Source organism: Lactococcus sp. FSL W8-0209 (assembly GCF_038006585.1).
Lineage (GTDB): Bacteria > Bacillota > Bacilli > Lactobacillales > Streptococcaceae > Lactococcus > Lactococcus lactis.
The window spans coordinates 531,812-556,542 of sequence record NZ_JBBOVN010000001.1 but is presented as its reverse complement, the minus strand read 5'-3'; the positions used below and the strand labels follow the sequence as shown (position 1 = coordinate 556,542).

Sequence of the window (24,731 nt, the reverse complement as noted above, 5' to 3'; positions counted from 1 at the left end):
TAATTCATTCTTTTTTTAATTCTTTTAAAACAGACTGAAGATGAATCGATTGAGTCGGTTCAGACATGCCAACAGTCATTTCCCAAGGTGTTGTTTCTTTTTCAAGCGCGAGTTCAAGAAAAACGCGTTGAAAAGAAGTTAATTCTTCAGAACTCATTAAATAATCAATATCTGTTTTTGAAAGTAAAATTTTGTCCCGTTGAATCACTTTATTTAAATAACGGACCCAAAGTTCTAAATTCCATTTAGACTTTTGAGCAGCATTCAGGAGATATTCAATCCACGTCATTGCAATAACCTCAGTATTTTTGGATTTTTTCGTAAATAATTTTTTAAGGCTTCTTCGCCGTAAGCTAAACTAAAAGCCTCTAAAATGACCGCTGGGTCTGCTGAACCATCTGTATGTTTAAATCGTTCTAAGAGAGGATCTGGGCTTTCAATTTTTAATTTTTTCATTATTTTTGCGATGTCTGGAACATCTTTGGTTCGGCCAGCCTGTATTTTATCGATAAGAATAGATTCGAGTGATGACAGACCAACAGTCAAATGACTTTCCACAAAAATAATTGTTTCATCTGTTTTTGAATGAGACATGACTTCGCCGACTGCTTGACTCAACCAAGGTTCATTAGAGGTTCCGACATGAAATTCTTCACCAATTTCTTGAATGATTTTTTCAACTTTTTCGGTACTTTCATAAAAGGCATCTATATCCTCTGTTGCCTTCATTCCATAGTATTCAAGGACGAAACCACCAACACAATGTAAGTGAAGTTGCAAATTTTCTTCTGAAAGTTTTTCGTTCAAGCGGGAAAATAATTGATGATAATCCAAATTTATACCTCGCACTCACCTTCAAAATTTTTCTTATTTCTCACTCCATTATCAATTATCATAAGGATTTTGTCAAGTTGAAGTTACTGACAGACCTGTCAGTAACTTTTTACCAAAATTAGGCATTCGTGATTTCTATTTGACAAGAACGCATTGTTTCAAGTGCTGCCAAATGTTTTTCAGGTGAAACTCCAGCACAGCAAGAAACATCAACACTTATTTTTACTTCTGGCGCATAGGCTTTGATTAACAAGGCATTGGAAACAACACAAATATCCGTACAAATTCCGACAAGTTCAACTTCATCATAATTTTCATCTCGAATAAATTCTGCCAATGTTCTGGAACCAAAAGTTGTTTTTTCAAAAATTTTAGCAAAGCCAACTTGAGCTTCTTTACGAATTTCCCAACCAAAAGTACCATTTTGACAATGAATAACTGGCAGATTTTTGCCTTCTTGTGTCGTTAAATAATCTTCAAAATGGGTGTCTTGGGTTGCTAGACGATTTTCTTTAGAATATTGAGAGAGTTTTTCAATGACATTTGGGATAATGGCTTGTGCCTCTTTTGTGCCCAAACTTCCATCAATAAAATCATTTTGAAAATCAACTAAAACAAGTGCTTTTTTCATCATTTCTCCTTGATATTTGATCATTTTTCTTTATTATAGCAAAAATCTAAAAAGCCTGTCAGCAAAATTTTACTGACAGACCTTTTTTAAATTACTGACCAAATTCTCTGCTGTCTTTTAAGAGATGTAAACAATCTGTCAGTAAAATATGTTCATAATTATTCTTTAGAAATCAACTTCATCAGGGTTTTTAGCCAAACCAGCTTTTCCATGAAGGCTGTCAATAAAAGCAATATCTTCAATACTTAAATCAAAATCAAAGATTTCTGCATTTTCTTTAATTCTTGCAGGGGTTACTGATTTAGGAAGTGGTAAATATCCTTTGTGAAGAGACCAACGCAATACCACTTGAGCAATACTCTTGTTGTATTTACTTGCCAAGTCTGCAAGTTCTGGAACTTCAAAGATTTTACCTGTTCCAAGTGGGCTGTAAGCCTCAGTCAAGATATTGTTGTCAACATTAAAACTTACAATTTCTTCTTGTTGATCACTTGGGTTGACCATAATTTGGTTAACTGCTGGTTTAATTTCAGCAAATTTCAACAATGGTTTTAGGTGACGTGGGTGGAAGTTTGAAACACCAATTGCACGGATCTTACCAGCTTTTACACCTGCTTCCATGGCTTTCCAAACTGCAAGATTACGTGTTTCAAAATCAGGGCGGAATGCTTTAGGATTTGGCCAATGAATGAGGTACAAATCAACATAATCAAGTCCCAATTTTTTCAAGGATTCATCCAAGGCTTTCGCAGCGTCCTCTGTTGTTCCTACACCCCAAAGTTTTGTTGTAACGAAAAGTTCCTCACGGGGAATTCCTGAATCAGCAATTGCTTGACCGACTGATTCTTCATTTTTATAAACTGCCGCTGTATCAATATGACGATATCCTGCTTCAAGTGCTGTTTTTACCGCATTATAAGCTTCTTCTCCGCTCGCAGATTGCCAAGTTCCAAAGCCAACTTTTGGAATTTTAATGCCATTGTTTAGTGTGTAAGTGTCTGTTAATGTCATGATTTTTTCTCCTTAGTAATTTTTGAAATACAACAACTCGTCATCAATGAAACTATTTGGACTTTTATATTCTTTCAATTGGAAACCATAGTTCTAACTCTTCAGGATTTTCTGCTGAAATTGATTGATGTTCTTGTACTGCTCCAACAATTTTTAAATCATTTTGAGTTAAATAATTCCACATATCTGAATAAGTCTTGTTCATTTCATAAGTTGTTGTTTCAACAACGAAATAACGAAAGCCTGGAAGTGTCCATTTAGTCCAATTTTCAGGCTTTTGCGCTGAATTTTCAACTTCAACACCTGCCAGATAGAGTCCACCATTATTCCATGGTTTAAATTGCCCTGACTCATCAGACATGGCCCCCCAAATTGTGAGTGGCTGCTTAATCAAATGAATAATTTCCTCAAAAGCGTTGGTTGCTTCTTGCCAGAGTGGTGGAATCCAAATGTCAGCTTCTTGTGCTTTACCTAAGCCTTCTTTTCCAATGATGGAGAAAGATGACTTTTCAACTTCTCTGATGTTCACTTCCCCTCCTCACTCTTTTTGACAATGATGTTTCTTGCTTTTTTAAGCAATAAGGCTTCTTTTGAAACCGTTATAAAGTCATTTTACCACTTTATAATTAAAATGAAAAAATATTTCGCTCAAAAAATGATAGAATAGAATTAGAATTTAAAATAAAGGAGGAGATACTAATAAGGCTGACTTTTATCAGCTGAGTTTTGTATCCTATATCTTATGGCTGAAGTAGAATCTTTTCAATTAGACCACACAAAAGTACTTGCCCCTTATGTCCGCTTAATCGGTAGCGAAACTGGGCCTAAAGGCGATGTTATCACTAATTTTGACGTTCGTTTTGTTCAACCTAATGCGAATGCCATTGGAATGGCCGCTTTACACACTATTGAGCATAGCATGGCTAGTTTAATTCGCGATAGAATTGATGGCATGATTGACTTTTCACCTTTTGGATGTCAAACTGGTTTCCACATGATTATGTGGGGTGAACATAGTTCAGAAGAAATTGCTAAAGTAATTAAATCTTCTCTAGAAGAGCTTGCAAGTGACGAATTTGGTTGGGATAATGTCCCTGGTGTTGCTGAAAAAGAATGCGGAAATTACCGTAATCACTCACTTTTCGGTGCTAAAGAATGGTCTAAGAAAATTCTTTCTGAAGGAATTTCTACTGACCCTTACGAACGTAAAGTAATTTAAAGTTTACTCCAAAAGTTCAGCATTTTTAAATTACAAGTGCAACTTCATTTCCTTTAGTAAGGAATTTAATCGGTCAAATTTTTACTGACAGCTCTGTCAGTAACTTTTTGACTTTTATCAGTCAAATCCACTTAGAAAGGAACTGAATTCAGTAGGCACTTTACTTACTGAAACCTAATTTATCTTATGGGAAAATATCAACTTGATAATAAAGGACAGAAATCTGTCGGAAAATTTCACGAAAAAAACTCAACGGTAGGCGGAAAAGGCATTAATACAAAGAATGCCACTCAAGCTAAAATTGAAGCCCTCCGTGCCAAAATGGAGAATAAAAAGAATGACAAAAAAGCTTAATATTGCCTATGTTGGTTTTGGTAAATCAACAAATCGCTATCATATTCCTTACGTGAAAGAACGTGAGAATATTGTGATTAAACGAATTGTCAACCGGACTTTAGGAAAACGTCCTGAACAAGCAGAATTAGAAGCAAATGGAACTTTGTTCTCCACCGACATCGCTGATATTATTAATGATGATTCAATTGATTTAGTAGTCATTGTGACTCCAGCTTTTGCTCACTATGACTATGCTAAGGAACTCCTTTCAGCTGGAAAAAATGTACTCTGTGATAAACCATTAGTCGAAACCTTGGAACAAGCTAAAGAATTGGTAGCTCTTGCCAAAGAAAAAAATCTTTTCTTCATGCCTTTCCAAAATCGACGCTTTGACAGCGACTTTTTAACCGTCAAAAAAGTGATTGAGCAAGGTTATTTGGGTGATTTGGTAGATATCACTGTCAATATGGACCACTTTAGACCTAATGATGCCAGTCAAGGTGGAAATTTTGATGGCGCTTGGTATGGTCACGGTGTTCATTTAGTGGACCAAATGGTTTCACTTTTTGGCGCTCCCAAAGAAGTTCAATATGATATTCGAGCAACAAGAGATTATGACAGTGTCGATGATTATTTTTCTGTCAATCTTCTTTATCCAAACTTGCGAGCAACTGTTGCTGCTACTGAAGTCGCTGCTCTACCACATCCAAAATGGCTTGTTTATGGTACGAGAGGAACTTTCATCAAAATGGATGTTGACCAACAAGAAAATGATTTAAAAGTTGGCATGTTCCCAGGTGATGAAGGTTTTGGGCAAGACAGTCCAGCTGATTTTGGGCAACTTACCTATTTCAATCAAAATGGTGACCGCATTGTGAAGCATATTCCAACGGTTGCTGGTGATTATGGTAGAGTTTATGATTCAGCTTATGAATCAATTATTAATGGAGCTGACAAGTTGGTTTCCGATGAACAAATTTTGGCTGTCATTAAAACTTTGGAAAATGGTTTTTCTAAATAATAATAAAAAGACTTATCAACTGATAAGTCTTTTTTTACTGACAGCCTATTTTTTCTTATTGGCTTTTTGTAATTTACTGACCAAACCTTTGAATTGACCTTCAAAAGTCAGGACATTATTGAAAATATCTTCGCCATCATTAAGCATTTTGACAGTTACCCAGCCTAAGGCTTCTGTAATTGTTGTCGCCACTGTGGCATTAATTGCTCCACCTGCAATTGTTCCCACCGCAGGAACAAATTTTAAAACATTCCCTACAAGGCTTCGACCTAAACCAACAACAACTAATTCCTTAGTGATTCCTTTTGCCAATGCTTCTGACCAAGAAGCCCCAAATATCTTATAAAGTCGCATCATCATTGTCAATTGAATCGGAACAAGCAAGACGGCATCTGAAAAGGGAATTGGTGAAAAGCCAACAATTGCCGCCGTCAAGGTAGCGAAATGAATGGTTTCATGGCATTTCCTTCGCGTTTGACTGTCCACTCCAACCAAAAATTCATCAAAGAGGTGGTCAAATTTCTGAGAATTGCTAGCTAAAAACTGCTCTGCTTTCGCTTTTGAAACAGTTAAAGAAGAACTGATTATTTTTGCGGAACGAGCAGGCATTTTTTTGAGCACTTGATTAAAAAACTCCTCAAAAGCTGCATTGCTTTCTTGATCATTTTCTTTTATTTTCTTGTCTGATTTTTTAAACATTATCGCTCCTTCTCGCCTATTTTTAACTCATTATAACAAAATAGGCGCTTAATAAACAAAAAAATCAATCAAAAAGAGACTGATTTTTTCGATATCTTATTTTGCAAATTGCGAATTATAAAGGCTGGCATATAATCCGTTTTCTTTAAGGAGACTTTCATGGTTCCCCATTTCCACAATATTTCCATTTTCCATAACCAAAATCTGATTGGCATCACGAATAGTTGATAAACGGTGAGCAACGACAAAGCTTGTCCGTCCTTTTAATAGACGATTCATCGCTGATTGAATCAGGCGCTCCGTTCTTGTATCTACACTGGATGTGGCTTCATCCAAAATCAATATTTCTGGATTTGCTAAAAAGGCACGGGCGATGGTTAATAACTGCCTTTGCCCCTGAGAAATATTGCTTGCGGCTTCATTCAAAAGGGTTTGATAACCTTGAGGTAAAGTGGTGATAAATTCATCAGCATGTGCCATTTTAGCTGCTTGAATCACTTCTTCTTGTGTTGCTTCAAGACGACCATACTGTAAATTATCCATAATTGTCCCTGAGAACAACCAGGTTTCTTGTAAAACCATTGCCATTCGTCCACGTAATTGTTCACGGTCAATTTCGCGAAAGTCTTTTCCTTCAAGTAAAATTTTTCCCGAAGTGACATCGTAAAATCGTTCGAGCAAGTTAATCATTGTTGTTTTACCTGCTCCAGTTGGTCCCACAATGGCAATCATTTGCCCAACTTCAACGGAAAAATTAACATCTGTCATTAAGGATTGATTTTCATTATAAGAAAATGCGACTTGGTCAAAATTGATGAAATCAGTCTTGTCAGTCGCTCCTAAATTACTGACAGCTTTTTTTGAACTTTCGTCAGCAACTTTTTCACTGACAGGAATTCCGTCAGTCATTTCTTTTTCATCTAATACTTCAAAAATTCGTTCGGCTGACGCAACTGTAGCCTGAATGGTATTGAGCATATTCGAGATATTTGTGATTGGCTGTGCAAATTGATTGGTATATTGCAACATGGCTTGAACATCTCCGAGATTAACCGTCCCTGAAATAACTTTAAGACCACCAATTACGGCCATGGCTAAGTAATCTAAATTATTGATAAATCGCATGGTTGGATAAATCAAAGTCGATACAAATTGAGCTTTCCAAGCTGATTTATAAAAATTATCATTTCTTTTTGCGAATTCTTTTTCAGCTGAGGCTTCATGATTGAATGTTTTAATGACCGCATGCCCTGCATAATTTTCTTCAATTTGGTCATTCAATAATCCCAGATTTTTTTGTTGTTCAGCAAAGAATTTTTGCGATAAAGGTGCGACAATCCTTACCGTAATCATTGCCAAAGGAACTGTGATAAAGGCGACGAGTGCCAACTGCCAAGAAATTGTCAACATGAAATAAATAGTTCCAACAAATTGCAAGAGACTTGTGATAAGCTGAATCAAAGTTTGATTTAAAGTCCCTGAAATATTATCCATATCATTTATCATTCGACTCATGATATCCCCATTACTATGGCTATCATAATATGAAACTGGCAATTTTTTCATTTTGTTTTTAAATTCATGACGTAAAGTATAAACTGTTCGTTGCGAAATGCGTGTCATAATGCTTTGTTGCAAAATCCCAGAGATAAATGAAATCAGATAAATGACCATGACATAAAGCAAAATAGATTCGACCTTAGCCATGTCAATTTGAATTGCGGTATGATTTTTTAGACTTTTTGTTACGCCATCAAATATCACTGTGGTTGCATTTCCCAAAATTTTGGGTGCCTGAACCGACAAAATGACTGACAGCGAAGCAATTAAAATTGAAAAAAGAAGTCCCCATAAATCTCTGCGCATATATTTGAAAAGTCGAATAATCGTTGGAAAGAAATTTTGAGCTCGCCGACCTTTTTGAAAACGGTCAGCCCCTTTGCCACCTCGATTGAGATAATTTCCTCTCATCATTGGTCATCACCTCCTCTGGCGGTCAAATGTGCAATTGAAACACCCATCTTGACCAAATCATCATCCGAGAGTTGAGATTGCATTGTTTCTTGATATTGCGGACATGATTTTGCCAAACTTTCATGAGTACCAAGTCCTACGGCAATTCCATTTTCTAAAACTAAGATTTGGTCAGCTGACATAACGGTTGCGATTCTTTGAGCCACAATCACCTTGATTTTATTTTTATGTTTTTCCGAATGATTAATAGCTGTTCGTAATTGTCTGTCAGTAGCAAAGTCCAAGGCCGAAAATGAATCGTCAAATAGATAAATTTCTGCCTCTTTAATCAAGGTTCTAGCAATCGAAATTCTTTGTTTTTGACCACCAGAGAAATTTGCGCCATTTTGTTCGACCGCCAGCTCAAGTCCACCTTGTTCACGAACGAAATCAGCAGCTTGTGCAATTTCCAAAGCTTGCCACATTTCTTCATCTGTTGCATCACTTTTCCCAAATTGAAGATTCGAGCGGACAGTTCCCGAAAAAAGTTGAGCTTTTTGTTGCGTAAAAGAAACTTTTTCATGCAAGTCATACTGTGAAATTTGGCGAATATCAGTACCATCAATTGTGACACTTCCATTTGTTGGGTCAATTAATCTGGCAATCAAATTCAAAATCGTTGATTTACCAGAACCAGTCCCCCCAATAATTGCTAAGGTCTGACCAGCTGCTACATTTACTGACAAGTCACTTAGCGCTTGTCTTTTTGCTTCATCAAATTTGAAAGATACATGATTAAGAGCTAGAGAATTGCGGACAGAATTGCTTTCAGACAACTTGTCATTTCCGTCAGAGGATAGCCGTTGGCGCTTTAGCGCCTCTACAGATATGCTCGAATTTTCATCAGTAATTTTATCTTTAGATTCTAAAATTTCTCGAACTCGAACAGCTGAAACCTGAGCTCGTGGCACCATGACAGCAACTGCTGATAATTGCATAAATGACATCAAAATCTGTGTGGCATAGGTCAAAAAGGCAACTAATGAACCCATTTCCATCATATTTTTACTGATAAGATGAGCGCCAAACCAAACAATTCCAATATTTGTAAAACTGAGAATAACTGTCATAATTGGCATTAACATCGCAATCGTCGTCAAAACCACTTGACTGGTATGTGTCAAATCACGGTTAGCCTCATCAAATTTATCAATTTCATATTGGTCTCGTCTAAAAGCACGAATCACCCGAACACCAGTTAAACCTTGTTGAAAAATCAGATTAATTTTATCAACTTTTGTTTGCATTGACCGAAACCGTGGCATGGAAATAGCAATATTAATAACGACAGCCAAAGTTAAAATAGGCAGGGCAATCAAAAAAACCAGCAGTAAATCATGTGATAATTTCCAAGCCATGAAAATAGAACCAATGAGCATCATTGGCGCCATGAGCATCATTCGTAACATCGTTTGAAAGACATTTTGCAATTGAGTCACATCATTTGTTGTACGTGTAATTAAAGTTGCATCACCAAATTCCTGAAAGTTGCGCTCGTCCATGAATAAAACTTTCTTAAATAAATCATGGCGTAATTTCAGGCCCAATCCTTGAGATTGTTTGGAAGCAAAATAAACATTTCCAATTGCCGAAAGCCAACTGGCCAGAGAAACGAAAAGCATAATTAGACCCATAAACCAGATATATTTCATATCAGATTGACCAATACCTTTATTGATAATATCCGCTGTAATCGTTGGAAGCCAAAGATTAGTCACAACTTGAATAACTAACAAAAAAAGTGCCCAAAATACAGGCCAAAAATTTAAATATCGCCTTCCAATCGTTAGCATAATTTCCCCTTTTCCCCAGAAACTACCCTTAGTAGTTTTTCTTTATTTTTCTTAGTTTTCATTCAAATATTATAGCACTTTTATCAGAAATTAACAGAAAAGTTACTGACAGAATGATTAATTTAGTAAATAATTTTACCAAATATTTTAATCATTCTGTCAGTAACTTTTTAATGAATTTCGACTGCTGGATAGTCCTCAACATAGCTTTCTCCTTGACTTCCTAGATAAGTGACTTTTCTTTCTGAAAAATCAGCTTCATAAGAAATCACATCAGCTTCCCAAGTGGCACTCAAGAATTCCGGAAAAGTCGTTTGTCCAGCTTGGTCAGCCCGCAAGGCCTTAATCAAAGCTTCTTGGTCAAAAAATGGCACCTCATGAAAACCACTCACCATTGGTGAATTGGTCACGCTAATTACGCCAGCGCTTGTCCAAAACGTACTTTGTCCGGCAGGAAGGGTCCAAACATTTTTTAAAACTCCAGCTTCTCGCATACATTCAGCCAGGTATGGAAAACCACCTACTTTTGGACGAATTTTCTCTGCTTTTTTCATGGCGCCTTGCACAAGTTCAATTGCATTCATCTTTTGACCTCATCTTCATTTATTTTGATGATTAATTATAACAAAAATTCTAAGAAAAAAATGCTGACGGAGGACTGAAATTTTCGTCAGTAATTTTTTTATTCCCAACTTCAATACTCCCCTTGTCGCATTGAACTGACAGAATTAATCAGCATTCATATTTTTTCATAAATAATGGAATTTCTTCAATCAATCGACTTGGCAAGACCACATATGTTTTCTGAGTTAAGACGCTTGCAATTAAACTATGCAAATAAGTTGCAGCAGCAACTACTTCCTCTGTTTCTCCATGAAACTGAGCTAAAAAGCCACCAACCATCCCGGCTAAAGTGTCCCCCATTCCCCCAGTTGCCTGAGCTGGACTTCCTATTTTCAAGATAAATGATTCCCGATTTGGCGCAAAAATTCGTGTTTCTGAAGATTTAGCAACGACAATCGCTCCGAGTTGATTAACAAAATCTTGAACTTCTTCTTTGGTTTGTTGACCAATTTTCAAACCAGAAAGTCGTTCCAATTCCATTTCATGAGGTGTAAAAACCGTATTTTCAGGAAATGGTAAGTCTAAATGCTCTCTAGCAAAAAGGGTCAGTGCCGAACCATCAATGACCAACTTTTGATTTTCTGTCAGTAAATTCAAAACTTCTGTCAGTAAATCTAGTCTTTCTAAGCCCAATCCTGGACCAATAACAATAACATCAGCAGCTTTTGCTACTTCTCTTAGCTTTATCAAATCATCAAAATCTAAAGTCATTGCTTCTGGAAGTCTTGCCTGTAAAGCACTATGATTTTCTTTAGCCAGTGCCACAGAAACTAAGCCCGCACCTGAATAAACTGCACTTGTCGTCGCCAAAATAGCCGCACCACCATATTGACGATTACCGCCAATCACTAATAAGCGACCATAAGTTCCTTTGTAAGAAGCTTTTTTACGTTTTTTAATTACTTTTGCTAAAATTTCATCAGTCAGTTCAATCATAATGCTATTTTACCGCATTTCATATTGATTTCCAATATCAAATATCAATATTTAAAAGCCTTATCGCTCGCTGAATTTAAATTTACTATTTTTCAATACTCTTTCCCCTATTTCTGCTCACATCATGTTAAAATTAAAGCATGACAAAATCAGCTAAAACATTTGACGTTATCGTTGTTGGCGCAGGCCCTTCTGGAATGATGGCTGCCATCTCAGCCGCGCAAAACGGAGCAAAAGTTGCTCTTATTGATAAAAATAAAAAAGTCGGAAAAAAATTATTAATGACAGGTGGCGGACGCTGTAATGTGACAAATGCCCGCTCTGTTGACGAAATATTAACAAATGTTCCTGGAAATGGTCGTTTTCTTCATTCAGCCTTTTCTCAATTTTCTAACCTTGATATTATCGAATTTTTTGAAAGCAATGGTGTTAAATTAAAAGAAGAAGACCACGGGCGCATGTTCCCTATAACCGACAAATCAAAAACAATTGTTGATGCCCTCTTCAATAAAATTTTGAGCCTCCATGTTTCTTATTTTCCAAGCCAAGCGGTTGATAAGCTTCTCATTGAAAACGGAGCGGTAATTGGTCTTGAAACGGATAGCGAGAGCTTTTTAAGCCCTACAATTATCCTCTCAACAGGCGGACGCGCTTATCCTTCCACAGGTTCAACTGGTGATGGCTATCGTTTAGCACGCTCAGCAGGGCATAGTATTTCACAACTCTATGCCACTGAATCTGCCCTGATTTCTGACGAACCATTCATTTTAGACAAAAGTCTTCAAGGCATTTCCCTACGCGAAATCAAACTCTCAGTACTCAATTCTAAGGGAAAAGCAATCATCTCTCATCAGCATGATTTATTATTTACGCATTTCGGAATTTCTGGTCCAGCTGCTCTGCGTTGTTCAAGTTTCATTAACCAACTTCTTGCTAAAGGTGAAAAAATGGTCACAGTCAGCTTAGACCAATTCCCCGAAAAAAAGTTGGGCTCTTTGAAAAATGAACTGACTAGCCTTTCTAAAACAGATAAATCAATTAAAAATGCCTTCTCACGATTGACCCAAGAACGTATGCTTCTATTTATCCTTGAAAAAGCTGGAATTGACCCTAGTCTTTCTGCCAAGACGCTATCTGAGCAGCAAATTGATAAAATCGCTAGTCTTTTCAAAAATTGGCAAATCACAATTAGCAAAACTTTACCAATTGAGAAATCTTTTGTAACAGGTGGCGGTGTTTCTCTCAAAGAAATAAATCCTAAAAGTATGGAGAGTAAACAAACCCAAGGTTTATTCATGACCGGTGAACTTTTAGATATTAATGGATACACTGGCGGTTATAATATTACCTGCGCCTTTGTGACAGGTTTTGTTGCTGGAAAACACGCTGCCCAAATCGCATCTTATTTCCAACAATAAGTCAGCCCTAGCTCAGGCTTGCACATTCTTTATAGAAATGGTACTATATTAAAGTACTGTTTTGCGGTGGTGGCGGAATTGGCAGACGCGCAGGATTAAGGATCCTGTCAGGAATTTTCTTGGTGCGGGTTCAAGTCCCGCCCACCGCACTAATATTAACTCGGCTAAGGCTGAGTTTTTTTATTGTCTTTTTTGGAAAACAAATAAAAAGTACCAACACTGGTACTTTTAAAATTCCTCATAATGTTCAAAAAGTACTTCTAAATCTGCTATTTCACTTAACAAAGTTTGGCCAACATTTGTATCCTTGACTCGTTTTCTTTGGTCAACTTCGGCTACCAGGCGTTTCAGGCTTATAATATCCGTCCCTTTTTCAACTGCTTCTTTAACGGTTGAAAAGGGTTGATGCGCAACCAGTTGAATGCCAAAACTATTATAAAGAAGAGTATACCCAGCAATTCCTGTTTCCTTTTGATAAGCTTTTGCAAAACCACCATCTATCACAATCAACTTTCCATCTGCCTTGATTGGATTTTCACCATTTTTTTCTTTGATAGGGGTGTGCCCATTCACCAAATGTCCCCCTTCATCTAAACCAAAGTTTTCTAAAATTTTCCTGATAATTTCAGCTTCCTCACGCAATTGATAATAAGGATTTTTCTTTTCCACATGCGTTTTCTTATCCTTGATATAATAGCGTTCAAAGGTTGTCATTGCCGTTTTACCAAATAATGAAGAGCATTCTCCCACCCAAAGATACCACATCAAATCTGTTGCTAAATCCGTCGAGTTTTCTGGATGAGCAAGACATTTTCTAACCTCTTGGTCAAAGAAATCAAGTAAATCACGGCCAGCATGAGCCTCTTTGTTAACCGTAAATGATTTAAAATCACCATTTTCATGTAAGGGAAGACAGCCATGAATCAACAAGTTTCCATTGTAAGAAAGATACATGGCTCCCTTTTCTTGTAAAAATTCAACATGACGTTTAAGTTTATCAGAACTTCTAAAATTATTTAATAAATGACTGATTATTTTTTCTTCTTCAGCAGTCAAACTTTCAGGCTGCTCAGGATTTACTGTGGGCGCTTGAAAATCAGTTAATTCATAAACTTCAGTTCCCAATTTTATTGTTTTTTCGGAAAAATCAATGAAATGAAGCACATCACGATGTTCAAGTTGAAAATCAGGTCGGCGTTTTATCAACTGACTCTCTAACTTAAATTGTAAAATGGCTGTGGCTTCTTGTAATTTATTAAGGAGTGCCTTTTCATCATCTGACAAACGAACCCCGTCGACCAAGCGTGGTTGAAAAGTCTCACTTGGCTCATAATAACGTTCAGCATACTCTAAAATCATCCGTAAATTAATCCCATAAGATTCTTCAAGAATATCGAGATTTCCATAGCGGGCACAGATTCTAATTACATTCATCATGGCTAAAGGTGAACCACTAAAAGCTGCCATCCATACAATATCATGATTGCCCCATTGAACATCAACTGAGGGCATTTTTATTAAGCGGTCAATGATTTTATCTGGATAAGGTCCTCGATCATAAATATCTCCCACCACATGAAGGTGGTCAACCGTCAATCTGCGAATCGTATCTGCAAGTGCAACAATTAAGCGAGTAAGTTCACCCAAATTTTGCAATTGCGAAAGGATTGAATCAAAATAATCTCTTTTATCAGTCGTCGAATCCACTTCATTGATTAACTCTTCTAAGATATATCGAAATTTTTCTGGAAAAGCTTTTCGGACTTTTGATCGAGTATATTTTTGACCGACAAATTTTACAGTCTTTAAAAGATAAACTAAATTGATTTGACAATAGTTCTCAAATTCTTCTGTCTCTTTTAGTTGACACTCAGAATCTAGTTTTTCTTGTGGATAATAAATCAAGGTTGCAAGTGATGATATTTCTGTCGCAGAAAATTCTGGAAAACAATCTCTAAGTTTTTCTTTGATACTGCCAGAACCATTTCTCAAAACATGATTAAAAGCATCATATTCACCATGCACATCACTCATAAAATGCTCTGTTGCTTTTGGTAGTTCACAAATAGCACTCAAATTAATAATTTCTGTCAGTACTGCTTCCTTTGACGAAAACTGTTTTTTTAGTAATTGATAATATTTTTTATCCATAATAAAAGTAAATGAGGTTTCGATCCCTCATTCACACTCTGCTTTCTATCTAAAAAAGTCGGGAATTATTAGACTTATTCTTGCATTTTATCATATAGAAAGCAGATAGTAAAGCGCTCACATTTGTAATTAATCATTATTTCTGTCAGTAAAATTTTTACTGACAAAAAAATCTGTCAGTAATGACAGACTATTTTTTGATTTTAATAAATAATACTTTAAGATAATTTCCTTCTGGAAAGCTGTCAGCAATATGAAAATCAGCTGGTAATTTTTCTTCTTGGAAAACGGTAAATTTTACTCCCTTATTTTTGAGCACTTCTTCAATCATTTGACGGAATTTTTTATCAGAAACATTTGCTGCATTTGTTGATGCAATTAATGTCCCATTATTTTCTAAAATTTCAACAGCTTCTTTAACAAGGTCGCCATAATTTTTAGCTACTGAAAATGTTTTTTTACCATTTCTGGCAAATGAAGGAGGGTCGAGGACAATCATGTCATAAGTCAATTCTTTTTTCTTAGCATAATTAAAATAACCAAAAACATCCATCACATAGATTTTTTGACTCTCTGGTTCAATTCCATTGACCAAAAATTGTTCTCTCGTTTTATCAAGCGAACGTTTCGCCAAATCGACTGACGTTGTTTGACTGCTTCCTCCAAAAGCTGCTGCAACTGAAAAAGCGCCTGTATAACTAAACATATTTAGTAAAGTTTTACCAGTTGAAAGACCGCCCGCAAGTGCCCCGCGAACATTTTTTTGGTCAAGAAAAATTCCTGTCATTAACCCTTCATTTAGATAAGTCGCATAAGTCACGCCATTTTCCATGACCAACAAAGGTTCAGCCGCTTCTTGGCCAAAAATATGTTGACTTTCTAAAGCAGCCTCAGAAAAACGAAGTTTTTCATAAGCCCCTTTAATATCTGGGAACACGACTTGAAAAGCCTTAACAATCGCTTTTTTTTGACTATATATAAATTGATTGTACCAAGAAAAGACAGCAAAACCATTATAAAAATCAATGGTTAAGCCGCCTAATCCATCTCCTTCACCATTAAAAAGACGAAAGGCGTTCGTTAATTCATCCTGATAGAAGTTCGCCCGTAAAGCGCGTGCATTGACAAATTTTTCCACATAAAAATGATGGTCAATTTTTACTGACGAAGAATCTAAAAGCCAACCCACTCCTTTATTTTGTTTTGAAAGATAACCTGTTCCAAGCGCTTGCCCTTTTTCATCAAAAAATTGTGCAAAATCATCCTCCAAGAGGGGTGAATTTAAATCTTCTGCCACCAAAAGTGGATAGCCAGCTCGCAATTTCTTTGCTGCTTTTGTCCGTACTGTAATTTTTTTCATGCTTTAATTATAACAAAAAAGTACTTTCTTTTTCTTTTAAAAACCAAAATAACCACCAGATAGACTATCCAGTAGTTATACAGTCAAAAGCATATTTTTAAGTCCGACGAACATTTTTCAAAGCTAAAACATTCGCAAGATAGAGCAGAGCCGCAAAAAGTAGCATAATGAGCAAATCAAACCAGATTCCAGAGAATCCTACTCCTCTTTTAACTACCTCTTGCATGGCAGAAATTCCATAATAAACCGGAATACAATGAGCGATTGCTTGAAGAATGACAGGCATCGTATCCACAGGAATCAAACCAGAAAATAAAAATTGGGGAACAATCGCTAAAGGAATCATCTGTACAAATTGAAATTCTGTTTTTGCTAATGTGGATAAAAGTAATCCAAACAATAAAGCGATGATGGCGATAAAGAAATTAATGACAAAGACCCAACCAATATTTCCGTTATTATGAACCCCTAAAATCCAATAAGTAAAAACAACCATGAGTGCTGTTTGAATCATTGCAAGAATTCCATAACTCAAAGTATAGCCCGTCACGATTTCAGTTCGTTTCACAGGAGTGACTAACATTCTCCCCAGCGTCCCTGAGGTTCGCTCGTTCACTAATGAAATACCTGAAATTAGAAGCACCAAGAAGAAAGCAAAGGCTCCAACTAAAATCGGTGCTAAATCATCAAAAGTAGCATTTGTACTACTAGGATCTCCGTACAAATAGTGACTCGTTACTTTATACTGCTCTGTATCAACCCTGAAATTTGTTGAAAAACTTTGACCTGATGTTTGAGGTAACTTACTTATCAAATTTTGCAGAGCCTGCTTAGTCTCCTCTTTAGTTTCCTTAACTTGGCTTTCTTGAATGACTTGTGTTAAAAGTAGCTTAATCGCAGAACTTGTTCCATTTGACTGATTAGCATAACTAACATCAATATTTTTTCCCGAAATACTAACAATTGCACTCAAATCTTTCTCATTCATTGTTGAGCGATTATTTTCAGAAACACTAATCACTTTCAGATGTGCTTTATCATTTGGCATATCCTTCAAAGCTCTTGTTAATTCTGTATTATCAGACTTCAAACCCACTCTGTAAGCATTATTTGACGGTACTTGAAAGAGAAAGTACATGAGCGTCAAAATAAATATTGGAGCTAAAAACATCATTGCCAGCGTCCTAGGGTCACCACGCCGTTGAAGCATAATTCGTTTAAAGATAGCAAGTGTTCTCATTTCGCTGCCCCTTATTTTCTAACTCTAAATTTTTTCCCGCAACAATAAAGGCTTCCTCAACCGAGGCAACTTGATACTTTTCCTTAATTTCCTTTGGCGAACCTTCTGCTATAAATTTACCATTTCTAAGCATCAGTACGACATCACAACGTTCAGCTTCATCCATAACATGCGTCGTAATTAATATTGTTTTCCCTTGATTTGCTTGATTTCGCAGCTCTTCCCAAATTTCTTGACGCAATTCTGGATCAATCCCAACAGTTGGTTCATCTAAAAGTAAAATCGGAGCATCCGTTTGCAGAGCAATAGCGAGTGATAAGCGCCTTTGCATTCCTCCTGAATAATTAGAAATTGATTGATTTAACTGCTTAGTCAGATTTACTGTAGCAGCTGCCTTATCAAGTTTTCCTTGTAAATCCTTTTTTTTGATTCCTTGCAAAGAACCAAAAAATTCTAAATTTTGTTTGCCGGTCAATTCCTTAAATAGGGCGTCTTCTTGCGCCATATAGCCTAATTTCCCTAATACTTCTCTGTCAGGAATTTTTCTTTCAAGAATCTTAACATTGCCAGAATCCAATTTTTGCATTCCAACAATGGCCTTGATAAAGGTTGACTTACCAGCTCCAGAAGGTCCAATCAAACAAATAATTTTTCCACTTTCAAATTCATAGGATAAATGGTCTAATATTGCCTTATCGCCAAATTTCACACTAATATCATTAATAGCAATCGGTGATTTCATATTATTCTCCCTCAAACAATGAATGAGTGCTCGTTCATTTTTCTTGTTGAAGTAATTTTATCACTTCAATTCATGATTGTCAAAAATTAAACTTTGAGTGTCTTTATAGTAATTTCAGTGGCAAATTCTATTTCTTCCTCTAATGACATATTGTTAATTCCCAAAACTCTTTTACCTATATAGGTCGCTAAAGGATAAAAAAGAATCTGTAGAATTTTTTCAATCGGAAGATTTTTTATTTTTTGTTCCGCTTGGAGGCGAACAATTGTTGGTAAAACTAACTGTTTGGCCTGTTGCTCGAAAAATTTTTTTAAGTCTTCAACAAAAACGGAATTAACAAGCATTTGTCCCAACATCAAGCGAATCACATTTATATTTTTATCGGCAAAATAAAAACGGTCAGCAATGGTTACCTTAACGAGCTCTTCCACGCTTTCAAATCCTTTGCCAAATGTATTATCATTAAATTGATTGGCGACAGTATCCATTGTCCCCTCAAAGATAGGTGCAAGTACCGCTACAAGAATGGCTTGTTTCGTGGGGAAAGTGTGGTAAACAGAACCAACAGAAACTCCCGCCCTTTTTGCAATTTGTTGAGAAGTTGTCGCTTCAAAGCCTTGTGATGCAAAGAGCTCTAATGACGCCTGTAAAACTTTCTTTTGCTTTTCTGTCAAATTTTCCATTTTTTTTAGGGTATCAGCATAAACCTCATTTAATGTTTGTTCTTCAGACATGATATCTCCTTTTAAACTGAATAAATGATTACTCATTCATTATAATATTTTGAAGAATGAACATCAAATAAAGTCTAATAAAGCTATATAAAAATAGCATTTTGTAGTATAATGATAAGAACTTTAAGCTTTGAGGAACTTAGCACAAATCACTTATATCTTTATAAAGGAGTTCATATGACCTGTACAACATTTCTCGTCGGTAAAAAAGCCTCATTAGATGGCACAACTTTAATTGCACGAAACGAAGATGGTGGAGATAAACCTAATCCCCAACGTTTTGTTGTCATCAATCCTGAAAATCAACCCAAGCACTATCGCTCTATCGCCACAGCTTGTGAATTTGACTTACCAGAAAATCCCCTATCATATACTTCTACACCTGATGCGGATTCAACCTATGGTATATGGGCAGCGGCTGGAATTAATAGTGAGAATGTTGCCATGACTGCGACAGAAACCTCAACAACAAATAGTCGTATCTTGGGATTGGACCCTTATGTTGAAGCAGGACTAGGTGAAGAAGACTTCACAACAATTACCCTCCCTTATATCCAGAGTGCGCGTGAGGGTGTTGAACGGATGGGGCAACTCTTAGAAAAATATGGAACTTATGAATCAAACGGGATGGCTTTTTCTGATAAAGATGAAATTTGGTGGTTAGAAACACTAGGTGGACATCAATGGGCAGCTATTCGTATCCCCGACGACGCTTATGTTATTGCTCCTAATCGTCTTAATATCGATTGGTATGATTTTGAAAGTTCTGACACGATTTATTCAACTGGTTTGAAAGAATTTATTGATAAGAACAAGCTTAATCCAGACTTTGATGGTTATAACCTTCGTCATATTTTTGGTTCAAGTACCATTAAAGACACGCGCTACAACAATCCACGCGCTTGGTATGTACAAAACTATTTTTCTCCAGAAACCACAGGAAATGACGATCCATTTAACCAAGATTTACCTTTCATCTGCCATGCCAATCGCAAAATTTCCATTGAAGAAATTAAGTTTGTCATGTCAAGTCATTATGAAAATACAGCTTATGACCCATACAGCACAACATCAAGCGCCGCAGAACAAAAATTGATTCGACCAATTGGACTCAATCGTAATTTGGAACTTCATGTTTTACAAATTCGAGATAATATAGACAAGGAGCTTGCTGGCATTCATTGGCTTGCTTTTGGACCTAACAGTTTCAATAGCCTTGTTCCATTTTATGCTAGAGTAAGTGATACCCCTACTTGTTATCGCGATACAAAAGCCGACTTTGACCCAACCAAAATGTATTGGTTGACTACAATGACCGCTGTTCTAGGAGATAGTAATTTCCAAGGCTATGTCGATAAAAGAGACAATTTTGACCTAAACACAATGGCAAAATTAAGAGCCTTACAAAACGAAACCGACAAAGGAAGTGACCAATCACTTGAAGCAGTGAACGAAAAACTTGCACAGATTGCTCTGACTGCTCAAACTGAACTTCTTGGTAAAATGGTTATTTCTGGTTCCAATCACATGAAACTTCGCTTTGATTTTAATGATTAAAAAAATACGGATGGATTATCCGTATTTTTTAGATACTATCAATGGAGCGTCAACATCCATTGATAGAGTAGTCCAGCAATTACAGCACCAACAATTGAACCAGTTGCTGGAATCCAAGCATAGCCCCAGCCGGAAGTTCCTTTATTTTTGATTGGTAAAAGGGCGTGCATTATTCTCGGACCTAGGTCACGTGCTGGATTCATCGCGTAGCCAGTTGTTGGTCCTAAAGAAAAACCAACTGCCATAATAAGAAAACCGACAATAATTGGACCAAAACCACCTTCCAGACGATAATGGCCCATTGCCATAATCAGTATCATGAGTAGCGCCCCATCAAAAGCTTCTCCTAAATAATTGGACCAAGAATGACGAATAGCGGGTGCTGTGGCAAAACTTGCCAAGATTAGAGAAGAATCTTTTGTTTCTTCCCAATGAGGATAATAATGTAACCAAACGGCAACAGCACCTAACATAGCACCTAAAAATTCGGCTACAATAAAAGCAAATGCTAAGCCAATCTTTATTTTCCCTAAGACAAGAAAACCAATGACCAAGGCTGGATTGAGATAAGCGGGTGAAAAGAAGCCAACTACCCAGACAGCGACAGCAACTGCTAAGCCCCAACCAATTGCAATAGTCACCCAACCTGCATTTTCCGATTTTGTTTTACCTAAAACATTTGCTGCGACAACCCCATTTCCTAATAATACAAGGATGAAAGTGCCCAGAAATTCTCCCAATATTTGCAATGTCATTGCTTTACCTTATTTTTCTATCATCATTTTTTCTAACTGCTCTTTTATTGCTTCAAAAGTTGCTCCTGCTTCTAAGAGAGCACTCGCTGTGTAAGCTCCCTCAATGAGCGGGACATTAAAAATGGTTAATTCTTTGTCTGTCATTTCAGAAACCAAATCCAAATTCATTCGAGCACTTCCTAAATCAAAAAATGTTAAGAGATTGTCTGCCTCATTTTCTTCAATAGCATTCATAACTCGGTCAAATGAGGTGCCTATTTCGCCATTTTCTAAACCACCTATAGCGGTTAGCGAAATATTTTTAGCGACTTCACGAATTAATTTTTTTAGTCCTGAGGCAATCTCAGGGGAATGAGAAACGATTACAATTCCATAAGTCATGCTACTACCTCCAAAAGTGTTTCAAATAAATAAGCACTTGATTGTGTTCCAGGGTCAATGTGTCCAATTGAGCGTTCTCCAAGATAAGAAGCTCGTCCTTTTGTAGCTAAAAGTCCTGCACTTGCTTTAACAACTTTTTCTAAATTATCTTTGGAAGCTGAATCAGTTTGTAAGTCATTTAAAAATGCTGACCAGATATCAACCATCGTTTTTTCACCGACTTGAGCTTTTCCTCTTTTTTGAATAGCTTCTAGTCCAGCATAAATTAATTCACTTGTATCCAAAGTTTCTGTGGCAGTCTTACTCATGGCTAGAAAGGCTGAACCATACAAAGGACCAGAAGCTCCTCCTACTTTTGACATTAGGGTCATAGCCACTTTTTTAAAGATTTCTGAGACATTTCCAAAGTTTGAAACTTCCAATGCTTTCATTGTTTCAGACATCCCACGAGCCATATTTGCACCATGATCCCCGTCACCAATAGGTCCGTCTAGTTCGCTTAGATAAGCTTTATTTTCTTGTATTTTTTCGTTGAATTTTCCTAACCATTCAATGGTTGTATCTATTGTTAACATTCTCTCTCCTTATCCCCAAGAAATAGTTTTCACGTCTTCATTAAGATTTTTGAGCCATTGGTCATCTTCCAACTTAATCATTGTAAGTGACAAGCCTGCCATATCAATTGAAGTCATATAATTCCCAACTTTTTTAAAAAGAATTTCAATATTTTCTTCTGTCAGTAATTTTGCAACATCATTCATAAAAATGAATTGCTCCATTAGTGGCGTCGCTCCCATACCATTTACAAGAATTCCATATTTTTGACCAGCTTCAAATTTGAATTCTTCTTTCAACTTTCCAACCAGTTCTGTTGCTAGCTCATAAGAAGTTTTCATTTTTTCCCGACGGTATCCGGGTTCACTATGAATTCCTACGCCATATTCAATTTCATTATCATCAAGAACAAAACCAGGTTTTCCAACTTCTGGAACTGTTGCGGCTGACAAAGCTAAGCCAATAGTCTTGATATTCTTGACGACCTTATCAGCCAAATCTTTGATTTCATCTAAAGAAGCCCCTTGATGGGCAGCTGCGCCTAATATTTTATGAACAAGGACTGTTCCAGCAACTCCTCGTCTTCCTTGAGTATAGAGCGAATTTTCAACGGCGATATCATCGTCAACAATAATTTGCTCAACCTTAATCTCTTCCATCTCAGCCATTTCTCGTGCCATTTCAAAATTCATCACATCGCCTGAATAATTTTTGATAATTAAGAGTACTCCAGCTCCTTCGTCAGCAGATTTGATTGTCTCATAAATTTGATCAGGCGTTGGTGATGTGAAAATAGCTCCACAAACAGCTGCTGACAGCATTCCTTCCCCGACAAAGCCAGCATGAGCCGGTTCGTGTCCAGAACCCCCGCCTGATACTAAGGCAACTTTTCCACTTTTAGGACTTTTACGTTGAATAATTTCAAAATCTGGAACTTTTTCAATCAAATCCCCGTAAGCATAGGTTAATCCGTCTAACATTTCTGAGACCACATCTTGTGGTTGATTAATAATTTTTTTCATCACTCATCCTCCTGAGTTTCTTATGTTATACTTAGTATAAAATATAAAGTCCATAAAAATAAGGGACAAATCGCAAAATGTGTCCGCTTTCTTTTTAAATATGAAAAAATCAATCATTACACAAAAAATTATTGCTAAAGCTTTTAAAGACCTGATGCAAAGTAATGCTTATCACCAGATCTCTGTCAGTGATATCATGCAAACTGCAAAAATTAGACGACAAACTTTTTATAATTATTTTCAGAACCAAGAAGAGCTTTTATCTTGGATTTTTGAGAATGATTTTGCCGAATTAATTAATGATAATTCGGATTATTATGGTTGGCAAAATGAACTCTTACTCTTATTACGCTACTTAGATGAAAATCAAATTTTTTATCTAAAAATATTTGTTATAGATAAAAATTTTGAACACTTTTTCCTTATTCAATGGGAAAACTTACTTGATAAGGTTATTTTTGACCAAGAAAAAAAGTCTGACTATCATTGGTCAGACTTAGAAAAATCTTTTATATGTCGTTATAATGCTGCAGCAATTTGTGCAATAACTAGAGAATCAATCATTAGAGGAAATTCTTTAGAAAAGCTTTATTCTCAGATTGTAAATCTTTTACTTGCTCAAATTAAAATTTTTGAAAGCTGATTACCATGCAAAAGCTCCCGTTGGAGCATTCAGATAGTCCAACCATTTAGGATCTTTAACAGAACAAAGTGTTAATGAAATTCCTGACATATCACAACTTGTCATTAGGTTTCCAACTTTGCAAAACTTAACAGATAAGCCTTCAAGTTCTAAAAGGCGCATCACATCATATTGAAAACTATAAAGTTCCATTAATGTTGTTGAACCCAAACCATTTACAAGCAAAATATAATTTTTATTTGCTTTTTTTTGCCAGTTAATTTCTGCTTTTAACTTATTTACTAACTCTACGGCAATACGCTCTGAGTCTTCAAATTTTTCAACACGATAACCGGGTTCTCCGTGTATTCCAATTCCAAAAGAAACTTCATCTTCAGCTAGAACAAATGAAGTCTTTTGATGAGGAAAATGAACAGGTGCTAAGGCAACACCCAAAGTATAAATTTCTGGGGAAAGTGACAGAGCTAATTGTTCAATTTCATCAATACTTCCGCCTTCTTTAGCAAAAGCACCAAGAATTTTATGAAGTAAAATTGTTCCAGCAACTCCTCGATGTCTTTTATGAAAATTATAAGCATTCACCGAAATATCATCATGGCTGACAATATATCTTACATCAATTCCTTCATTTCTCGCTTCTTTTATTGTCTCATTAAATTCCTTTAAGTCAGCTTCAAAATTTTTGATGATCACAAAAACGCCTTTGCCTGAGTTAACTTGGCGAATAGCTTTTAAAATATTTTTAGACTTTGGTGGTATAAATAGAGGACCAGTCACAGCTGCCGCAAGCATTCCTGACCCAACGTAACCTACATGGGCCGGTTCATGACCACTTCCTCCACCTGAAATAATTGGAACTGTTTTTTCATTATATGTATTATCATAGAGAATTCCAGTTTCTGGTAGATAAGTCAACTGAGGGTAAGTCAAATCAATCCCTTTTAACATCTCCTCTGGAATTTCATTTGTTGAAGTATAGAATTTCATATAACCAAATTATAGCACAGATACAAAAAGAGCTTGATTTAAAAAATCAAACTCTTTTTATTTATTAGC

At 36.3% G+C, this 24,731-nt stretch carries 26 protein-coding genes and 1 tRNA gene; 7 read left to right on the top strand and 20 right to left on the bottom strand.

The features are described 5' to 3' along the window. Window positions 1-4: 4 nt before the first annotated feature. The 5 genes from MKX45_RS02855 to MKX45_RS02835 all read right to left on the bottom strand — a co-directional run bounded on the left by MKX45_RS02855 (window position 5) and on the right by MKX45_RS02835 (window position 3,005). On the bottom strand, window positions 5-289 hold the full coding sequence (locus MKX45_RS02855) for a hypothetical protein (protein WP_003131192.1): 285 nt from the start codon (window positions 287-289) through the stop codon (window positions 5-7). Continuing rightward, window positions 286-834 (bottom strand): DUF6036 family nucleotidyltransferase, encoded by a 549-nt coding sequence (locus tag MKX45_RS02850; RefSeq protein WP_003131191.1) that lies wholly within the window; start codon window positions 832-834, stop codon window positions 286-288. The genes MKX45_RS02855 and MKX45_RS02850 overlap by 4 nt, the downstream gene beginning before the upstream one ends. Window positions 835-952: 118 nt before the next feature. Beyond that, window positions 953-1,465 carry a cysteine hydrolase family protein gene (locus tag MKX45_RS02845; protein WP_021723424.1) on the bottom strand — a complete coding sequence of 171 codons (513 nt, stop codon included), beginning with the start codon at window positions 1,463-1,465 and terminating at the stop codon, window positions 953-955. Between the two features lie 165 nt (window positions 1,466-1,630). Further along, window positions 1,631-2,476 (bottom strand): aldo/keto reductase, encoded by an 846-nt coding sequence (locus MKX45_RS02840; protein ID WP_021723425.1) that lies wholly within the window; start codon window positions 2,474-2,476, stop codon window positions 1,631-1,633. A 64-nt stretch (window positions 2,477-2,540) separates the two neighbouring features. Continuing rightward, window positions 2,541-3,005 carry a GyrI-like domain-containing protein gene (locus tag MKX45_RS02835; RefSeq protein ID WP_010905253.1) on the bottom strand — a complete coding sequence of 155 codons (465 nt, stop codon included), beginning with the start codon at window positions 3,003-3,005 and terminating at the stop codon, window positions 2,541-2,543. A 213-nt stretch (window positions 3,006-3,218) separates the two neighbouring features. Between MKX45_RS02835 and MKX45_RS02830 the strand changes: the two genes are divergently transcribed. The 3 genes from MKX45_RS02830 (at window position 3,219) to MKX45_RS02820 (ending at window position 5,052) form a co-directional block, all read left to right on the top strand. Continuing rightward, window positions 3,219-3,695: an S-ribosylhomocysteine lyase gene (locus MKX45_RS02830; protein ID WP_003131187.1), complete on the top strand. Its 477-nt coding sequence runs from the start codon at window positions 3,219-3,221 to the stop codon at window positions 3,693-3,695. 186 nt (window positions 3,696-3,881) lie between these two features. Beyond that, window positions 3,882-4,049, top strand: coding sequence for a hypothetical protein (locus tag MKX45_RS02825; RefSeq protein ID WP_003131184.1), 168 nt, complete (start codon window positions 3,882-3,884; stop codon window positions 4,047-4,049). Next, window positions 4,033-5,052 carry a Gfo/Idh/MocA family oxidoreductase gene (locus MKX45_RS02820; RefSeq protein WP_017864067.1) on the top strand — a complete coding sequence of 340 codons (1,020 nt, stop codon included), beginning with the start codon at window positions 4,033-4,035 and terminating at the stop codon, window positions 5,050-5,052. Before MKX45_RS02825 ends, MKX45_RS02820 begins: the two co-directional genes overlap by 17 nt. Before the next feature lie 45 nt (window positions 5,053-5,097). Here the strand turns inward: MKX45_RS02820 and MKX45_RS02815 are convergent, their stop codons facing one another. From MKX45_RS02815 to MKX45_RS02795, 5 genes are all read right to left on the bottom strand, one after another. Beyond that, window positions 5,098-5,751, bottom strand: a complete 654-nt coding sequence (locus MKX45_RS02815; RefSeq protein WP_010905251.1) for a YcjF family protein — start codon at window positions 5,749-5,751, stop codon at window positions 5,098-5,100. A gap of 96 nt (window positions 5,752-5,847) precedes the next feature. Next, entirely contained in the window at window positions 5,848-7,725 is a 1,878-nt protein-coding gene (locus MKX45_RS02810) for an ABC transporter ATP-binding protein (protein WP_340816778.1), read from the bottom strand. After that, window positions 7,722-9,557, bottom strand: coding sequence for an ABC transporter ATP-binding protein (locus tag MKX45_RS02805; RefSeq protein ID WP_010905248.1), 1,836 nt, complete (start codon window positions 9,555-9,557; stop codon window positions 7,722-7,724). Before MKX45_RS02805 ends, MKX45_RS02810 begins: the two co-directional genes overlap by 4 nt. 170 nt (window positions 9,558-9,727) lie before the next feature. After that, window positions 9,728-10,141 (bottom strand): DUF1398 domain-containing protein, encoded by a 414-nt coding sequence (locus tag MKX45_RS02800; protein WP_340816777.1) that lies wholly within the window; start codon window positions 10,139-10,141, stop codon window positions 9,728-9,730. 148 nt (window positions 10,142-10,289) lie between these two features. Continuing rightward, complete coding sequence (locus MKX45_RS02795; protein WP_039114532.1) at window positions 10,290-11,117, bottom strand: NAD(P)H-hydrate dehydratase; 828 nt, start codon at window positions 11,115-11,117, stop codon at window positions 10,290-10,292. 140 nt (window positions 11,118-11,257) lie between these two features. Here MKX45_RS02795 and MKX45_RS02790 point away from each other — a divergent pair, with 140 nt between their 5' ends. After that, complete coding sequence (locus MKX45_RS02790) at window positions 11,258-12,535, top strand: BaiN/RdsA family NAD(P)/FAD-dependent oxidoreductase (RefSeq protein WP_340816776.1); 1,278 nt, start codon at window positions 11,258-11,260, stop codon at window positions 12,533-12,535. A gap of 63 nt (window positions 12,536-12,598) precedes the next feature. Beyond that, window positions 12,599-12,684: transfer RNA gene (locus MKX45_RS02785), tRNA-Leu, on the top strand. 79 nt (window positions 12,685-12,763) lie between these two features. Here MKX45_RS02785 and MKX45_RS02780 read toward each other — a convergent pair. From MKX45_RS02780 to MKX45_RS02760, 5 genes are all read right to left on the bottom strand, one after another. After that, entirely contained in the window at window positions 12,764-14,686 is a 1,923-nt protein-coding gene (locus MKX45_RS02780; RefSeq protein WP_195918582.1) for a fructose-1,6-bisphosphatase, read from the bottom strand. A 190-nt stretch (window positions 14,687-14,876) separates the two neighbouring features. After that, a complete protein-coding gene (locus MKX45_RS02775) occupies window positions 14,877-16,046 on the bottom strand; it encodes a class I SAM-dependent rRNA methyltransferase (RefSeq protein ID WP_060416356.1) in 1,170 nt (389 codons plus the stop codon). A gap of 97 nt (window positions 16,047-16,143) precedes the next feature. After that, window positions 16,144-17,286, bottom strand: a complete 1,143-nt coding sequence (locus tag MKX45_RS02770; RefSeq protein ID WP_340816775.1) for an ABC transporter permease — start codon at window positions 17,284-17,286, stop codon at window positions 16,144-16,146. After that, window positions 17,264-18,028: an ABC transporter ATP-binding protein gene (locus MKX45_RS02765; RefSeq protein WP_340816774.1), complete on the bottom strand. Its 765-nt coding sequence runs from the start codon at window positions 18,026-18,028 to the stop codon at window positions 17,264-17,266. The genes MKX45_RS02770 and MKX45_RS02765 overlap by 23 nt, the downstream gene beginning before the upstream one ends. 86 nt (window positions 18,029-18,114) lie before the next feature. Then, complete coding sequence (locus MKX45_RS02760; RefSeq protein WP_025016583.1) at window positions 18,115-18,762, bottom strand: TetR/AcrR family transcriptional regulator; 648 nt, start codon at window positions 18,760-18,762, stop codon at window positions 18,115-18,117. Between the two features lie 177 nt (window positions 18,763-18,939). Between MKX45_RS02760 and MKX45_RS02755 the strand changes: the two genes are divergently transcribed. Continuing rightward, window positions 18,940-20,319: a C69 family dipeptidase gene (locus MKX45_RS02755; RefSeq protein WP_058208250.1), complete on the top strand. Its 1,380-nt coding sequence runs from the start codon at window positions 18,940-18,942 to the stop codon at window positions 20,317-20,319. A gap of 38 nt (window positions 20,320-20,357) precedes the next feature. On the opposite strand, the gene MKX45_RS02750 is transcribed toward MKX45_RS02755, so the two are convergent. From MKX45_RS02750 to dhaK, 4 genes are read right to left on the bottom strand one after another with little or no spacing between them, the layout of a single operon-like run. After that, a complete protein-coding gene (locus MKX45_RS02750; protein WP_017864058.1) occupies window positions 20,358-21,074 on the bottom strand; it encodes an MIP/aquaporin family protein in 717 nt (238 codons plus the stop codon). 9 nt (window positions 21,075-21,083) lie between these two features. Next, window positions 21,084-21,455 carry a dihydroxyacetone kinase phosphoryl donor subunit DhaM gene (dhaM, locus tag MKX45_RS02745; RefSeq protein ID WP_003131161.1) on the bottom strand — a complete coding sequence of 124 codons (372 nt, stop codon included), beginning with the start codon at window positions 21,453-21,455 and terminating at the stop codon, window positions 21,084-21,086. After that, complete coding sequence (gene dhaL, locus MKX45_RS02740) at window positions 21,452-22,030, bottom strand: dihydroxyacetone kinase subunit DhaL (RefSeq protein ID WP_003131160.1); 579 nt, start codon at window positions 22,028-22,030, stop codon at window positions 21,452-21,454. The genes dhaM and dhaL overlap by 4 nt, the downstream gene beginning before the upstream one ends. Before the next feature lie 9 nt (window positions 22,031-22,039). Next, window positions 22,040-23,032 (bottom strand): dihydroxyacetone kinase subunit DhaK, encoded by a 993-nt coding sequence (gene dhaK, locus MKX45_RS02735; protein WP_340816773.1) that lies wholly within the window; start codon window positions 23,030-23,032, stop codon window positions 22,040-22,042. 100 nt (window positions 23,033-23,132) lie between these two features. Between dhaK and dhaS the strand changes: the two genes are divergently transcribed. Beyond that, on the top strand, window positions 23,133-23,675 hold the full coding sequence (gene dhaS, locus MKX45_RS02730) for a dihydroxyacetone kinase transcriptional activator DhaS (protein ID WP_340817257.1): 543 nt from the start codon (window positions 23,133-23,135) through the stop codon (window positions 23,673-23,675). Here dhaS and dhaQ read toward each other — a convergent pair whose 3' ends face one another. Next, entirely contained in the window at window positions 23,676-24,662 is a 987-nt protein-coding gene (dhaQ, locus tag MKX45_RS02725; protein ID WP_021723339.1) for a DhaKLM operon coactivator DhaQ, read from the bottom strand. It abuts the gene before it with no gap. Window positions 24,663-24,731 lie beyond the last annotated feature (69 nt).